The following is a 15,868-nucleotide window of genomic DNA, read 5'->3' as shown; positions in this document are numbered from 1 at the left end:
AAGGAGGTAGTTTAGATGGCTACAATAGTACAAAAATATGGGGGAACATCTGTAGGAACTATAGATAAAATAAAAGCTGTTGCAAAAAAGGTAATAGAGAGAAGGAAGAAAGGGGATAACGTTGTAGTGGTAGTTTCAGCTATGGGCAAAACTACGGACCAACTTATTGGGTTAGCTAAGGAGATATCAGACAATCCAAACAAAAGAGAAATGGACATGCTAGTATCTACTGGTGAGCAGGTATCAATTGCTTTATTATCTATGGTATTTCATGAATATGGATTTGATTCAGTATCATTAACAGGATTTCAGGCTGGAATTAAAACAGAAGGAATTCATACAAGAAATCGTATTTCAGATATAGATATTGAAAATGTTAAGAACTATCTAGATGAAGGCAAAATAGTTGTTGTTGCTGGTTTCCAAGGTATAAACGAAAATGGAGATATAACCACCTTAGGTAGAGGAGGATCAGATACAACAGCCGTTGCTTTGGCTGCAAAGCTTAATTGTACTTGTGAAATATATACAGATGTAGAAGGAATCTATAGTGTTGACCCAAGGATTTGGCCAAATGCAAAGAAATTAGATGTTATAAGCTATGAGGAAATGATGGAGATGGCAAGCTTAGGAGCTGGTGTTATGGAAACAAGGGCAGTTGAAATAGGATGTAAATATAATATTCCTATTTATGTAGCATCAAGCCATGAAAATAAAAAAGGAACTTATATAAAGGAGTATGATGAAACAATGGAAGGAAAAACAATAACAGGTCTTTCAATTAGCGATGATGTTTTAATGGTTACAGTAAATAATGTTTTGCACAATTCTAAGAATATAGCAATTGTATTTGATAGATTGGCAAAACATAACGTGAATGTAGATATGATAAGCCAAACAGCCCCATTTCATGGATACGTAAATGTTTCTTTTACTACATCTAAAGAAGATGTACATGCTATTGATGAAATAGCTAGGGAACTTAAAGAAGTAATTGAGGGTATTGAAGTATCTAAAGATTCAAACATAACAAAAATATCTGTTGTAGGAATAGGTATGATGAAACAATCAGGAGTTGCATCTGAGATATTTAACATCTTCTCAGATAATGATATTGAGTTCAAACAAGTAACTACTTCTGAAATAAGTATATCCTATACTATAGATGCAAAGGATAAACAAAAAGCAGTAACTGTTTTAGCAAAGGAATTAAATCTGTAAATTAAAATAAAATCAGATGGGACCTGTCTTTAACTGGTGATTGGTTAAACTAATCTAAAAATATAGTGCCACTTTAATCTTTCATTTCTAGAGTTTGGAGGACCAATAGCAGTTAACTAGTAAATAAAATATATTATACGAGGTGTTAAAAATGAGAAAAGCAAATATAGGCATAGTTGGTGCAACTGGTATGGTAGGAAGAACATTTTTAAAGGTATTAGAGGAAAGAAACTTTCCCATTAATAATTTATACCTTTTCTCATCAAAAAAGTCTGCAGGAAACAAAGTAGAATTCATGGGTAAGGAGTATGTTGTTGAGGAACTAACTGAAGACTCATTCAAAAGAGATATGGATATAGCTTTATTTTCTGCTGGTGGAGATATTAGTAAAAAATTTGCTCCTATTGCAAAAGAAGACGGAGTAATTGTAGTGGATAATAGCAGCGCTTGGAGAATGGATAAGGATATTCCACTAGTTGTACCTGAAGTAAATCCTGAAGATGTAAATTGGAACAACGGAATAATAGCAAACCCTAATTGTTCTACAATTCAATCTGTTGTTCCTCTTAAAGTATTGCATGATGCATTCAAAATAAAAAGAATAATCTACTCAACTTATCAGGCTGTATCTGGCTCAGGAGTGGGCGGCGTAATGGATTTAGAAAATGGTATACAGGGGATTGAAGCTAAAAAATATCCTCACCAAATTGCCTATAATTGTCTTCCACATATTGATGTATTTATGGAAAATGGATATACAAAAGAAGAAATAAAAATGATAGAAGAGACTAAAAAGATACTAGGTGATTATGATCTTAAAATTACTGCAACTACAGTTAGAGTTCCTGTTAGACATGGCCATAGCATCTCTATCAATTTAGAGTTTGAAAAGCCATTTGAATTAGAGGAAGTTTACAGACTCCTAGGAAATGCGGATGGAATCATCGTACAAGATGATGTAAAAAACAATGTTTATCCTATGGCTATAAATGCTGAAGGAACTGATGAAGTTTACGTTGGAAGAATAAGAAGAGACTTTAGTGTTGACAATGGGCTTAATTTGTGGGTAGTTGCTGACAATATAAGAAAAGGTGCAGCAACAAATACTGTTCAAATCGCAGAATTATTGCTTAAAAATCTTTAAAATTTCCAAAATAGTTTATGGATTTTAACTCCATACATAAAAATGAAAAAACATTAAGGAAGAGAAGAAACCATCAACTTCTATTCCTTAATGTTTTTTTATTTGATTAAATTATTATTAAGACATTTTAAACTGATTCACTGTATTTTGAAGTTCCTGTGCTAAATCTGATAGATTTTGAGAAGAAGATGTTATTTCTTCCATAGATGCATATAATTCTTCAGTCTCCGCAGAAACTGTTTGCATTTGGGTAGAGGTTTCTTTAGAAATAGTATCAATAACATCAACGGATACAACAATCTGTTGACTACCACTTGCAAACTGTTGTAAAGTTTCAGAAGTATTTTCGATTTGTAAAGAAACCTCATCCACAAGCTTTAATATTTGACCAAACGCTTTGCCAGCGTCGTTTACTACTTGTGTTCCAATATTTACATCTTTTACGCCATTATTCATAGCAATAACCGCTGATTTAGTGTCATTATTGACTTGTCTAATGAGTTTTGTAATTTTTTGAGTAGCATCACTAGATTGCTCAGCGAGTTCACGAACTTCTTGAGCAACAATTGCAAAACCTTTTCCCTGATCACCTGCATGAGCAGCCTCAATGGCAGCATTTAAGGCAAGTAAATTTGTTTGTCTTGCAATAGATGAAATGGCATCTACAATTTGTCCAATCTCATTTGAGTTTTCATTTAGCTTTTTAATAGCATCGTCTACAAGTTTTGTAGAATTTTTAATGGCTGTCATTTGATTTATAGCCTCTAAAATAGCGTTGCTACCATCTTTAGCTGCAGCTGATGCTTGACTAGCAACAGTAACTGCGTTAATCGAATTAAGTGATACCTGTTGTACTCCAGCAGAAATTTGTTCAACTGCATATGAAGCTTCACCTGATGCCTTAGATTGACTTTCTGCCCCACTAGATACTTCAGTAATTGTGTTAGTCACATGGCTTACAGCTTTAGTTGACTGCTCCGAATTGCTATATAATTCCTCAGAGGATGCGGCCACTTGCTCTGATGCATTTAGTACTGATCGTACTATACTTTTTAAGTTATCTATCATTACATTAATGGAGTCACCTAATTGTCCAATTTCATCCTTTTCTGGTATTTCTAAAGGTTCAATCACCAGGTTACCTGTGGCAATTTCTTGTAGAGTGGCCACACATTTATAAAGTCTATGTACTATACCTTGTGAAATTACTATTGCAACAATAATACTGGCCACTATACTTATCAAGAATATGATACTCATTATCAACTTTGCCTGTGAACTTGCTTCTTTATTTTCAAGCCAAGTGTCATTAGTTATAGTATCTATTTCTAAATCCATTTTCTTAAGCACGTGCTTATAAGTATTCATGTATACTCTACCATCTTCCAGTCTGTCACGTGCTGTTTCAATTTTACCTGACTTTACAAGATCTATTTGAATCTGAAAGTAATTATTTATTACTTGAATATTAGGGATAGCTTCATTTTCAACAATACTTGCTAAATCTTCACTAATGAAATAATATTTCTTTACATCCTTTAGATTATTTGTTATGCTTTCTTGACTTGCCTTGTATGATTCTAAATATCGTTCATCTCCGTTACTTGCAATATAACCACGTACTCCGGTTTCCTCATTAACTAACTCACTACTAATTTTAGAAACAATATGATCTATGGGAATCACATTATTGGAAACCTTCTTAGTTGATGTTTCAATGCGATTAAAGTTATAGAAAGCACCAATTGTAGTGACAAACATCATAATTAAAATAATACCAAATCCAATAAAAATTTTAGTCTGAACTTTAGTGTTTTTTATCACAATACTTCCTCCATTACTCCTATAGTTATTTATAATTAAATTAAATGACAGAATACTTAACAATTACACATAATATTTTTTATTCTGCGTCGTTTATATTTTCTTTAGTAATTTTTTTATAGTCAATCCATACATACTTGCCGTTTGTAATTGTATAACTAAAATTATCCTTATTTGGAGTTAGCCCTTTAGCGAGGACATTAGAGAGGTTGAAAGCAGCGTCACCTTGTTTCTTAGCATCATTCAGCACTGTCCCGAGAAGAGTGCCATCTTTAATAGATTTAAGTGCTGTTGCTGTGCCATCTACGCCAACAACTGGCATATACTTTCCATTTTTAAAATAACCGTTAGCCTTTAAGGAATCAATTGCACCGAGAGCCATATCGTCATTATTAGCTATTACACAGTCAAAGTTTTCACCATAGGACGCAAGAAATGTGTCCATTTTTTCCTGTGCCTTTGCACGATTCCACATTGCTGTATCTTCAGATATTTTTATAACCTTAAATCCTAAATCTTCAATTGCTTTAATTGAGTATTGAGTTCTTAATTCAGCATCTTGGTTCCCTGATTCACCTTTTAACATAACATAACGGATAATCCCATCCTTAGTTGGGTGATTTCTAAAGTAGTTTGCTAGCATTTGTCCCTGTATCATTCCTGATTGCTCGGCTTTAGTTCCAACATAGTACACTTTGTCCCATTTTTGCATGTCCGTCGCCTTAGGTTCGCGATTAATGAATACAACAGGGATGTTAGCTTCCTTTGCTTTTTCGGCAATTATTCCAGCGGCAGATGGGTCAACTAGGTTTATAGCTAAAGAACTAACCTTTTTATTAATAAAAAGATTAACTTTATCATTTTCTGTTTGTTGAGATTTATTTCCATTCCAAATATCAACTTCAACTTTACCATCAGCTGACTTGTAGATTTCACTACGTAAGGACGCAATCCATGCATCATCAAATGTGTAGAAAACAGCACCTATTACTACAGATTTTCTTTTATTATCTGTAGATACTGATGTTAAGTTATTACAACCTACGGCTGTAATAAAAATTGCAAATGATAAACATATGCTAATAAACATTTTTAAGTATCTTTTCATATCAAAAACTCCTTCATATAGAAAAATTATTTTGTGAATATCATATTGAAATTTAGCAAAGTATTAGTTCATATTCAGTATCTGTTAACATTTTACATCATTAAATTGCTTATAATTAATGGATATGCTAATATTAGCATATTTTATTAATTAACCCATAGTATGGTTTTGACTTAAATAGCCAGTTTAAACTCCTCTAATAGCATTGTTAAACATTTTCACTTTCTGTTTTCTCATATAGGAGAATATCTAGATTTGTATCAATATATAAAAAAATAGGAGATAACCTTACAAAAGAAGATTGTCTCCTAAAAGATTTAATGAATTATAAATATATTTCACATAATTCAATACTATAGATATGCTTTTTTGAACTCTAAGTACCCATTTTTTCTTAAACTACAAGCTGGACATTCTCCACAACCATTTCCAATTATGCCATTGTAGCAAGTTAGAGTTTCTTCCTTTACTATATCAAGTACTCCTAAGTCATGTGCTAATTTCCATGTTTCAGCTTTGTTTATCCACATTAATGGTGTATGAATTTCAAATTGATAATCCATTGCCAAGTTCAATGTTACATTTAAAGATTTTATGAATACGTCTCTGCAATCCGGGTATCCGCTGAAGTCACTTTGAGACACACCAGTAATTATATTATTTATTCCTTTTTGCTTTGCAAATACAGCTACAAAGGTTAAAAACAACATATTTCTTCCATCTACAAAGGAGTTAGGCACACCTTCTGTAGGTGCGTCTTTATCAACAGTTATGTCCTGTCTAGTTAATGAGTTTGGTGCTAACTGATTTAATAGATTTAAATCTAAAATATGATGTTCCACATTATACTTTTTACATATATCTTTTGCGCACTCTAATTCTAATTTGTGTTTTTGATTATAATCAAAAGATACTGCTATAACCTCTTTATATCTTTTTTTTGCCCAGAATAAGCATGTGGTACTATCTTGTCCACCACTAAAAACAACTATTGCTTTTTCTTTATTCATTTAATACACCATCCTTTTATTTACTATATAGCATCATTAATCTATTATTTAACATTACATCAGTGTTAAATTTTCCTCTTAAAGTTGTAGATATAGTTTTAGTTCCTGGTTTTTTGATGCCTCTAGTAGTCATACAGCCATGTTCACCTTCAATAATAACAGCAACATCTTCAGAACCAGTTATTTTTTGCATAATTTCTGCTATATCTGTTCCAATTCTTTCTTGTAGTTGTAGCCTTCGGCCTACCATATCAGCTATTCTTGCTATTTTACTTAGTCCGATAACCTTTTTATTAGGTATGTAGGCTACGGCAACCTTCATATTATACATCAATGCTAGGTGATGTTCACAATGGCTAAATATTTCTATGTCTTTCATTATTACCATATCATTAGTATCTTTCTCTACGCATAAATCATCTTCAAAAGTCTTATTAAACATTTCAGCAATTTCATCGTTACTATAGCTCATTCCACTAAAAATTTCTTCATACATTTTTGCTACGCGTTCAGGAGTACCTTTAAGACCTTCTCTATCAGGATTATCACCTAAGGCTATTAGAATTCCTCTTATATGCTCTTCAATTGCTTTTGTATTAATTTCCATTAAACTATACACCTCGCTTGTTTGGATCCCAAATAATTTTATGAAGTTGAACTTGTAAGTTTACTCCATTTAATTTATTAATAATCATAAATTCTACAATATCTTCCATGTCGATTTTCCCAAACACTGGACTTATATATACACTTGTTATGTCCGTAAGATTATATCTATCTATCATCTCTTTGGCTCTTTCTAAATCCTCAATGCTACCTGATACAAATTTAACTGTATCTTTTTTTGTTAAGTATTTAAAGTTCTCTAAGGACATTTTATCCTCCATATTGCTTGAGGGAAGCTTGTAATCCATAGTAAAGCTTGGAGGATTTTCTATATTTAAAAACTTATTTAACATAACACTCCCATTAGTCTCTATTTCTACGTGAAGTTCCTTATCCTTGGATAATAGTTGTAATAATTCAAGAATTCCTTCTTGAAGAAGAGGCTCACCTCCAGTTAACGTTATGTTCTTAATTTTTGTGGCTTTTATATATTCATATATACTCTCACTAGACATTAGTTCATAGGGTACATCTTTTTCATTGGCCCAGGTTGTGTCACAATAACTGCAATTTAAGTTACAGCCTGCGAATCTTATGAATATGGCTAATTGTCCGCATAAACGCCCCTCGCCATTAATACTCACAAACTTTTCAACTACTTTGAAATTCATATTAGTTAACCCCACTTTCTTCATATATGGCGCTGTTAGTTGGGGTTTCATATACTGTAGACCTCTTTACGTTGTACCCCTTATCCTTCATTTGTTTAAAGAAAAATGCAGCAAAATTTTCTGCCGTTGATCTAAAGTTAACCTTAATTACTTTGAATCCATCCTGCATTAAACACTTTAATGTTTCTTCTCTCATTGTTCCTTCTTCTATAATTAAGGCATGATCATAATAATCTACCATATCCTTAATATCTTTTTTTAAATCACCAAAGTCTATTACCATACCATCAAGCTGTCCACCTTTAACTAACCTTTCCGATTGTACTTCAATCTCAATCTTCCATCTATGTCCATGAATATTGCCACATTTACCTTCATATCCTGCAAGAAAATGCGCACTATCGAAGCTGTGTTCTGCTTTTAAAATATACATTTGTATCCTCCTAAAATACTTGCTTAAAATCTTATATACTAAGCGTTCAGTTATAATATTTAACTGAGTCTTTTACATCTACATTCTTTAAGAATAACTTTTTAATTCAATATCATCATAATATTTTTATAAATAAAAAAAGGGCAGAATCTGCCCTTAAACAAAAAACTACCCAAAGGTAGCTAATCCCTAGTTTTGTTTATAGACAGGATGGTAACAACGAACTGTCTTCAATATTTTATTTAACCAGGGTATAGTTTACTATATATTAAAAGGTAAGTCAAATGAAAATCTAAAATAATGTTATAGCATTTTAACTCATTTATATTCTTTTACCGTAACCAGCTAATAGATTTGCATAGAATAATAAAATAATTTTCTATTAGGTTAGTTGTTATAATATAACCAATTTTTTGTGTTAACTACCAAAAAGAACTATATAGTTAAATAATATATCGTTTATTTGAAAATAAAAAATATATTGACATTCCTACAAAAGAATAATATAGTATTTATAAGTTATTTCAAGGACAAGCATTAATTACCAAACGTAAATTAGTCTGTTTATTCTTAGCTGAAGACAAAAATCCTAATATTCTATCCGATGAAACAACTTTGTTTATTTAAAATTAGCGGAATAATAAGTATAACTACTATATATAATTGTAAAGAATTAGTACGGCAGAATTTTAGTCTTTCGCTTTTATAAGTATGGAAAGCCATGATTATAAAAGCGAAAGATTTTTTATTAATTTAATAACTAATAAATAAAGATTAATCATAAAAAGGAGGAAGACTATTTTATAGTTAATTATTATGGATGTAAATAGAAGAGAATTCTTAGAAAATGTAAAAAGAATAGTTGTAAAGGTAGGTAGTTCAACATTAACTCATGCTACTGGTTATCTCAATATAAATCGTATTGAGCGTCTTGTTAGACAATTGGTAGATATAAATAATAGGGAATTAGAGATAGTGCTAGTATCATCAGGAGCGATTGCAGCAGGAAGGGGAAGACTAGGACTTAAGCATCGCCCTAAAACTATACCAGAAAAACAAGCAGCGGCTGCTGTAGGACAGGGCATATTATTACATATGTATGAGAAGATTTTTGCGGAATATGGAAAAATTGTTGCTCAAATTCTTCTAACACGAGAGGATTTTTCTCACCGAATGAGATTTTTAAATGCACGGAACACTTTTTTTACTTTATTTGAGCAAGGTGTCATTCCTATTGTTAATGAGAATGATGCCATAGTAGTAGATGAAATAAAGTTTGGTGATAATGATAATTTATCTTCTATGGTTGCAAGTCTTGTAGAAGCAGATTTATTAATAATATTAAGTGATATAGATGGCTTATATGACTCAAATCCTAAAAATAACCCTGATGCTAAACTTATATATAATGTAGAAAAAGTCACACAAGAAATTGAGGGGTCAGCAGGTGGAGAGGGAAGCGATCTAGGAACTGGTGGAATGATAACTAAAATTAATGCAGCAAAAATTGCTTCTGCGTCAGGAATACCAATGCTTATACTAAATGGGAGTGTAAATAATATTATAAATGATGCGCTAGAAGGAAAAGAATTAGGTACTTTGTTTGCATCAAACGATAATAGGCTTCAGGCAAAGAAACACTGGATAGCCTTTGGAGTGAAACCTCAGGCTAGAATTGTAGTTGACGAAGGTGCAGAAGAGGCTTTAATTAGAAATAACAGCAGTCTGCTACCTATAGGAGTTATAGCTACTGAGGGTAATTTTAATGAAGGAGAAGTTGTGGCGATTGTAAATAGGGATGGAAACGAAATAGCACATGGAATTTCAAACTATAACTCCTTAGAATTAAATGTTATAAAAGGCGTAGATTCATCTCTAATTGAGAGTAAGTTAGGTTACAAGGACTATGATGAAATAATTCATAAAAACAACTTGGCTATATTAAGATAAAACAATTAAATTTTATAAAAGATTAGTTCAAAAGATTGAAACTAATCATTAAATATACTTGATTTCAATTTAGGGGGAGTATAAATGGATATAGAACAATATGTGATTGGAAAAGCTAAATTTGCCAAAGAAGCCTCAAGAAAGATGATTACAATTAGTACAAAAGATAAAAATAAAGCTTTAATTGCTATGGCAGATGCATTAATATATAAAATGTCAGATATTATTGAAGCTAATTTAAAAGATGTTAAAAATGGGGTAGATAAAGGACTATCTAAATCCTTGATAGATAGACTTATGTTAAATGAAGCAAGAATAAATGATATGGCTTTAGGACTAAGAAACGTAGCTTCCCTTGAGGATCCAAACGGAGAAGTGATAAGAATGTGGAAACAGCCTAATAATCTTACTATTGGACAAGTAAGAGTTCCTTTTGGAGTAGTGGGTATTATATATGAAGCACGTCCTAATGTTACAGTTGATGCTGCTGGCTTATGCTTAAAATCAGGAAACGTTGTAATTTTAAAAGGTGGATCAGAAGCTATTAATTCTAATATTGCAATAACTAATGCAATATATGAAGCAGCTATAAATAATGGTATGCCAGAGGGATGCATACAGTTTATTGAAACCTCGGATAGAAAAGCGGTAAATGTTATTATGAAGTTAAATGAATATATAGACGTACTAATACCAAGAGGCGGAGCAGGATTAATAAAGTCAGTTGTAAATAATTCTACTGTTCCAGTTATTGAGACTGGTGTTGGAAACTGCCATGTGTATGTAGATGAGGATGGAGACTTAAAGTCAGCGGAAGATATAATAGTCAACGCCAAAACTCAAAGACCAGGTGTATGCAATGCTATGGAAACACTACTTGTACACAGAAAAATTGCAAGTGAGTTTTTGCCTAACCTTGCTGAAAGGCTAAGAACTCTAGGAGTGGAATTAAGAGGTTGTTCGGCGACTAAACAGATACTCGAAGGTGTTAAGCCAGCTTCAGAGGAAGATTGGGCTACAGAATATTTAGACTTAATATTAGCAATTAAAATAGTAAATTCCTTAGACGAAGCCTTAGAGCACATATACCTTTATGGTACTAAACATTCAGAAGCTATAATTACAAATAACTATTCAAATTCTCAAAGATTTTTAAAAGAGGTGGACGCAGCAGCCGTTTACGTTAACGCATCCACAAGATTTACTGATGGAAGCCAATTTGGATTTGGAGCAGAAATAGGAATAAGCACTCAAAAACTCCATGCAAGGGGACCAATGGGTTTAAAAGAACTTACAAGTACAAAATATATTATTTATGGGGATGGACAAATAAGGGAGTAATGATAATAGAAAGATGCGGTGATTTTGCCGCATCTTTTATTTGTTGTTTCACTAAAAAATTAAGCATAGAGTTAGGAGAAGTTAACTAAAGAATTTTATCAGCAATATTATAAAATTTTATTATTTTGTATTTGGTAATAAATGGTATAATGTTATTAGATAATTAAATTTAATGCATTGCAGAGATAGTTTTATCTGATGACACTGAGGGGGAGAAAATAAAATGCTGAAAAAGGGACGTTTGTTTATCGCAGGTTATTTAATATCTAGCTTACTAATCATATCCACTAAGGTTTCTGCGGCTCCAATTCAAAAAAGATTTGGGGGTAGTGACAGATATGCTACATCCATTAATATATGTAAGAATAATTGGGACAAGTCAGAATATGCAGTTTTAGTATCAGGAGAGGGTTTTGCGGATGCCTTGTGTGCTGCTCCCTTAGCTAAGAAGTTCAATGCGCCTATACTATTGACTAGAGGAAATGCTTTAGAAGACGGTATAAAAGATGAGTTAACCAGATTAAATGTTAAAAAAGTATTTTTAATAGGAGCTTCAGGTGTTATAGCAGAGGAAATGGAAAGAGAAATATATGAACTAAATATAGACTATCAAAGAATTTCAGGGAATAATAGATACGACACTAGTTTAAAAGTCGCAGAATTTATAGGCAGCAGCAATGGTGTAGTGATAGCCTCAGGAGAAAATTTTCCAGACGCCTTGTCTATAGCTCCTATAGCTGCAGTGAAAGGGATGCCTATAATACTAGCTAATAATCTTGGTTTAACGGAAGATTTCAAGAACTATATACAAAATAACAGTGTGGAAAAGTGTTATATAATTGGTGCTGAAGGTGCAATTAGTGGTGATATTGACAAAATTATTACAGGTTCAAAGAGGATAAGCGGCACGGACAGATATGAGACAAATATAAAAGTAATTAACGAGTTTTCTGACGCGCTAGATTTTAGTAATATTTATGCAGCAACCGGTGAGAGTTTTGCAGATACATTATCAGGTGCAGCTGCTGCAGCTAAAACAAATTCTCCAATTATATTCACTGATGGCAATGTAATGCTTTTAAAAACAGCAATAGCTTCAAAAATACCCCTAATAAATGAGCTAAGAATATTAGGTGGAGAGGGAATTATGCCAGATGAAGCTGCACAAACTCTACTAAGTGATAGGAAAATAGTTAAAGATAATTATGCTTATGATGCTGAAAAGGTTAATAAAATATTAGAAAACAATGCGGAAAATGATGGAAAGAAAATAGTATTCTTAACCTTTGATGATGGCCCATCTACGACAGTAACTCCACAGGTATTAGATGCATTAAAAGCAAATAATGTAAAGGCAACTTTTTTCTTGATAGGAACTAACATTGAGGCCAATGAAAATAGCAAAAATCTTGTCAAAAGGATCTTGGAAGACGGACATGCTATAGGAAACCACACCTATACTCATAATCTTAAAATTTTATATCCTGGAAATAAGGTTGATGCATCAAAATACATGCAGGAAGTAAGAGCAACCAATAATGCTATAAGCAATGTTATTGGGGAAGAATTTAGTACAAGAGTTACGAGAATGCCTGGAGGATACATGTCTAGGGTTTATTACCATGATCCCAATTTAAGTAATTTTAATGAAGTTCTAAGAGAAAATAATATGTATAGTATTGATTGGAATGCTTATGATGCAGATGCAGAAGGTAAAAAGAAAAATTCAGAAGAGCTACTACAAGAGGTGAAAAATACAGTAGGAAATAAACAAAAGGTAGTATTATTAATGCACGATACCTATGGCAAAGAAGAAACAGCAAAAGCTGTACCTGGAGTTATAAAGTATTTAAAAGATCAGGGATATGAATTTAAAATAATAAAGTAAATAAATCAATTAGAAATTAGACTTATTCAGAAGGATATATTGTCAGTTCTGAAATCACATTTAAATACTTTTTTAATGATTCTTAGCTTGAACTTTATAAAAATCTTAGAACTTTAGACTGTCTGAGCGAAGCGAGTTTCTAAAGTTCTTAGGTTTTTATGAAGTTCAAGCTTTAGAATCATAAAAAAGTATTTATAGTGTCGAGGAACTGACAATATATCCTGGCGGATAAGTCTAACTTTGCACTGGTTTATCTACATATAAGTTCAATAAAATATATGCTTAAATTTCACTATAATAAAAGTATATTTTGTTTCTCACACTCTTTAAGCATTTCCTGAGGCCATAGTGCAGCTTGAACTTCTCCTATATGAGCTTTTCTTAAAAAGAACATACAAATTCTTGATTGACCAATTCCCCCACCAATAGTGTATGGTAGCATACCATTTATAAGCATTGAATGATACTCAAGTTCTCTTCTGTCTTGACATCCTCTTATTTCTAATTGTTTAATAAGTGCAGCTTCATCAACTCTTATTCCCATTGAAGATAACTCAACTGCTCTATCAAGAATAGGATACCAGAAAAGTATGTCTCCGTTTAATTCCCAATCGTCATAGTCTGGTGATCTTCCGTCGTGTTTTTCTCCTGATTTCAAAGCTTTACCTATTTGAGATATAAATACTGCTCCATATTCTTTTGCTATAGCATCTTCTCTTTCTTTTGGTGTAAGCTCAGGATATTTATCCTCAAGTTCTTGTGAAGTTATAAAAGTAATTTTCTCGGGAAGTATCTTATCAATAGCTGGATATAATCCGCATACAAAGTCTTCTGTATCCTTAAACACTCTATATATGGATTCTACAGTAGTTCTTAAAGTTTCTGGTGTTCTATCTTCTTTAGTTATAACTTTCTCCCAATCCCATTGGTCAACATATATTGAATGAAGGTTATCCAAATCCTCATCTCTTCTTATTGCGTTCATATCAGTATATAGACCTTCGTTAACAGCAAAGCCATATCTCTTAAGTGCCATTCTTTTCCACTTTGCAAGTGACTGAACAATTTCAATATCAGAATCATCTATTCCTTTTGCATCAAAGGCAACAGGTCTTTCAATACCGTTCAAGTTATCATTTACACCTGTACTACGTTTTACAAATATTGGTGCAGAGACTCTTGTAAGGTTAAGTTCCTCTGCAATTCTTTTCTCAAAGAAGTCCTTTAGCTTTTTTATTCCTCTTTCAGTTTCTATCACACTATGAAGTGGCTTATATCCCTCTGGTTTAATTAATGAACTACATAACATTTCCATAATTTATTCCTCCTACAATTTAATATATTAACTACTATATTTTTTACAATAAAAAAAGCCTTTCAATCCCATAAAAGGGACGAAAGGCAAACTTCCGCGGTACCACCCAAATTAGCTAATTAGCTCACTTAAATCAGTACAGAATAATAATTCGATACTGTCCAATACTTAACGGCATGGCTCCGTCTAAGCCTACTTTCAAAAGATTTCGGTTAGAAACTCCGAGACGTTCTTCATATATAAGAATCTTATCAGGCTTCCACCATCCCTGACTCTCTAAAAATATTCTTATAACTACTCTTCTCTTCATAGTTTTTAGGTTGTTTATGTTTTTTATTGCTTACTTGTTGAATTAATTATAATTCCATTTTTAAAGTATGTCAATATGAATTTAATACTTTTTTTATTATATTTTTAAAATATAGTAAGTTATGACTTCAAATTATTGATTAATTATCACTTGTTCTATATTATTTTTAATAAGATGTTATTTTATGCTATATATTTATCAACTAATTAATCTATAGTAAATTAAAAAATCTATTAGAATTCAAAGAGATTTTTTCTACAATATGCTATAATATTTAAAAATGTAGAAATAAAGGTGGTACAATATGAGGAACTTAAAAATATCAATACAATATGACGGAACTAGATATAAGGGATGGCAAAAACAAAAAGAAGGTATATCTACAATTCAGGAGAAAATAGAAAATGTATTATCGAAGATGACAGGAGAAGATATTCAAGTAATAGGGTGTGGAAGAACTGATTCAGGTGTTCATGCAGATAATTACATAGCAAACTTCCGTACTAATTGTACTTTTACTATAGAGTTTATGTTAGATTATTTATATGAATTTTTGCCTGAAGATATAGTTGTAAAATCCATGAAAGACACAACTGAAAGATTTCATGCAAGATATAATGTAAAATCAAAAACTTATGTATATACTATTGATAATAATAAATTTAGAAATGTATTTAATAGAAAATATGCTTATCATACTGATGAGGAACTTGAGTTAAATGAAATGCGAAATGCATCAGAAATTCTAATCGGAACCCACGATTTTCAAAGCTTTACTAGCTTAAGACCTAATACTAAACCAACTATTAGAACTATCAATTATATAGATATAAGAGAAAATGATGGTATAATAGAGATTGAGGTAAATGGAAACTCATTTCTATTAAATATGGTAAGAATTATTGCAGGAACTCTTTTAGAAGTAGGCAGAGGTAATCTTAAAGCGAATGATGTAGAAAAAATATTGAGTCAAAAGAAGCGATCAGAAGCAGGACCGATTGCACAAGCAAAGGGTTTGTGCTTAAAAAACATTCAATATTAGAAAAG

At 31.9% G+C, this 15,868-nt stretch carries 13 protein-coding genes and 1 other annotated feature; of the genes, 6 read left to right on the top strand and 7 right to left on the bottom strand.

Annotated elements, in window-relative coordinates:
• Nucleotides 1-15: 15 nt before the first annotated feature.
• Both AC0N0V_RS10585 and AC0N0V_RS10580 read left to right on the top strand, forming a co-directional pair.
• A complete protein-coding gene (locus tag AC0N0V_RS10585) occupies nt 16-1,221 on the top strand; it encodes an aspartate kinase (protein WP_474463989.1) in 1,206 nt (401 codons plus the stop codon).
• A 151-nt stretch (nt 1,222-1,372) separates the two neighbouring features.
• Entirely contained in the window at nt 1,373-2,365 is a 993-nt protein-coding gene (locus tag AC0N0V_RS10580; RefSeq protein ID WP_474463987.1) for an aspartate-semialdehyde dehydrogenase, read from the top strand.
• A 117-nt stretch (nt 2,366-2,482) separates the two neighbouring features.
• On the opposite strand, the gene AC0N0V_RS10575 is transcribed toward AC0N0V_RS10580, so the two are convergent.
• The 6 genes from AC0N0V_RS10575 to queD all read right to left on the bottom strand — a co-directional run bounded on the left by AC0N0V_RS10575 (nt 2,483) and on the right by queD (nt 8,017).
• Entirely contained in the window at nt 2,483-4,189 is a 1,707-nt protein-coding gene (locus tag AC0N0V_RS10575; RefSeq protein WP_474463985.1) for a methyl-accepting chemotaxis protein, read from the bottom strand.
• Between the two features lie 79 nt (nt 4,190-4,268).
• On the bottom strand, nt 4,269-5,297 hold the full coding sequence (locus tag AC0N0V_RS10570) for a galactose ABC transporter substrate-binding protein (RefSeq protein ID WP_474463983.1): 1,029 nt from the start codon (nt 5,295-5,297) through the stop codon (nt 4,269-4,271).
• 353 nt (nt 5,298-5,650) lie between these two features.
• On the bottom strand, nt 5,651-6,307 hold the full coding sequence (queC, locus tag AC0N0V_RS10565) for a 7-cyano-7-deazaguanine synthase QueC (RefSeq protein ID WP_474463981.1): 657 nt from the start codon (nt 6,305-6,307) through the stop codon (nt 5,651-5,653).
• A gap of 16 nt (nt 6,308-6,323) precedes the next feature.
• Nucleotides 6,324-6,914: a GTP cyclohydrolase I FolE gene (gene folE / locus AC0N0V_RS10560; RefSeq protein WP_474463980.1), complete on the bottom strand. Its 591-nt coding sequence runs from the start codon at nt 6,912-6,914 to the stop codon at nt 6,324-6,326.
• A 4-nt stretch (nt 6,915-6,918) separates the two neighbouring features.
• A complete protein-coding gene (gene queE / locus AC0N0V_RS10555) occupies nt 6,919-7,584 on the bottom strand; it encodes a putative 7-carboxy-7-deazaguanine synthase QueE (protein WP_474463979.1) in 666 nt (221 codons plus the stop codon).
• Nucleotide 7,585: 1 nt separating this feature from the next.
• Nucleotides 7,586-8,017, bottom strand: a complete 432-nt coding sequence (gene queD / locus AC0N0V_RS10550; RefSeq protein ID WP_474463978.1) for a 6-carboxytetrahydropterin synthase QueD — start codon at nt 8,015-8,017, stop codon at nt 7,586-7,588.
• Nucleotides 8,018-8,833: 816 nt separating this feature from the next.
• On the opposite strand from queD, the gene proB reads away from it, so the two are divergent.
• The 3 genes from proB to AC0N0V_RS10535 all read left to right on the top strand — a co-directional run bounded on the left by proB (nt 8,834) and on the right by AC0N0V_RS10535 (nt 13,196).
• Nucleotides 8,834-9,967 (top strand): glutamate 5-kinase, encoded by a 1,134-nt coding sequence (gene proB, locus AC0N0V_RS10545; protein ID WP_474463977.1) that lies wholly within the window; start codon nt 8,834-8,836, stop codon nt 9,965-9,967.
• An 84-nt stretch (nt 9,968-10,051) separates the two neighbouring features.
• Nucleotides 10,052-11,308, top strand: coding sequence for a glutamate-5-semialdehyde dehydrogenase (locus tag AC0N0V_RS10540; protein ID WP_474463976.1), 1,257 nt, complete (start codon nt 10,052-10,054; stop codon nt 11,306-11,308).
• 223 nt (nt 11,309-11,531) lie between these two features.
• Nucleotides 11,532-13,196, top strand: a complete 1,665-nt coding sequence (locus AC0N0V_RS10535; RefSeq protein WP_474463974.1) for a cell wall-binding repeat-containing protein — start codon at nt 11,532-11,534, stop codon at nt 13,194-13,196.
• Nucleotides 13,197-13,488: 292 nt separating this feature from the next.
• Here AC0N0V_RS10535 and asnA read toward each other — a convergent pair whose 3' ends face one another.
• Nucleotides 13,489-14,505 (bottom strand): aspartate--ammonia ligase, encoded by a 1,017-nt coding sequence (asnA, locus tag AC0N0V_RS10530; RefSeq protein WP_474464505.1) that lies wholly within the window; start codon nt 14,503-14,505, stop codon nt 13,489-13,491.
• Nucleotides 14,506-14,583: 78 nt separating this feature from the next.
• Nucleotides 14,584-14,830, bottom strand: a binding site (T-box leader).
• Between the two features lie 295 nt (nt 14,831-15,125).
• Here asnA and truA point away from each other — a divergent pair.
• On the top strand, nt 15,126-15,863 hold the full coding sequence (gene truA / locus AC0N0V_RS10525; RefSeq protein ID WP_474463973.1) for a tRNA pseudouridine(38-40) synthase TruA: 738 nt from the start codon (nt 15,126-15,128) through the stop codon (nt 15,861-15,863).
• Nucleotides 15,864-15,868 lie beyond the last annotated feature (5 nt).

The organism is Clostridium sp. CS1-1 (assembly GCF_056135525.1).
The sequence above is the reverse complement of the archived record's forward strand: the minus strand, read 5'-3'. Positions and strand labels throughout refer to the sequence as shown.

What these genes read in the sequence shown, in the direction of transcription:
- AC0N0V_RS10585 (WP_474463989.1), top strand. Translation starts at nt 16, where the DNA reads ATGGCTACAATAGTACAAAAATATGGGGGAACATCTGTAGGAACTATA.
- AC0N0V_RS10580 (WP_474463987.1), top strand. Translation starts at nt 1,373, where the DNA reads ATGAGAAAAGCAAATATAGGCATAGTTGGTGCAACTGGTATGGTAGGA.
- AC0N0V_RS10570 (WP_474463983.1), bottom strand. Translation starts at nt 5,297, where the DNA reads ATGAAAAGATACTTAAAAATGTTTATTAGCATATGTTTATCATTTGCA.
- queC (WP_474463981.1), bottom strand. Translation starts at nt 6,307, where the DNA reads ATGAATAAAGAAAAAGCAATAGTTGTTTTTAGTGGTGGACAAGATAGT.
- folE (WP_474463980.1), bottom strand. Translation starts at nt 6,914, where the DNA reads ATGGAAATTAATACAAAAGCAATTGAAGAGCATATAAGAGGAATTCTA.
- queE (WP_474463979.1), bottom strand. Translation starts at nt 7,584, where the DNA reads ATGAATTTCAAAGTAGTTGAAAAGTTTGTGAGTATTAATGGCGAGGGG.
- queD (WP_474463978.1), bottom strand. Translation starts at nt 8,017, where the DNA reads ATGTATATTTTAAAAGCAGAACACAGCTTCGATAGTGCGCATTTTCTT.
- proB (WP_474463977.1), top strand. Translation starts at nt 8,834, where the DNA reads ATGGATGTAAATAGAAGAGAATTCTTAGAAAATGTAAAAAGAATAGTT.
- AC0N0V_RS10540 (WP_474463976.1), top strand. Translation starts at nt 10,052, where the DNA reads ATGGATATAGAACAATATGTGATTGGAAAAGCTAAATTTGCCAAAGAA.
- AC0N0V_RS10535 (WP_474463974.1), top strand. Translation starts at nt 11,532, where the DNA reads ATGCTGAAAAAGGGACGTTTGTTTATCGCAGGTTATTTAATATCTAGC.
- asnA (WP_474464505.1), bottom strand. Translation starts at nt 14,505, where the DNA reads ATGTTATGTAGTTCATTAATTAAACCAGAGGGATATAAGCCACTTCAT.
- truA (WP_474463973.1), top strand. Translation starts at nt 15,126, where the DNA reads ATGAGGAACTTAAAAATATCAATACAATATGACGGAACTAGATATAAG.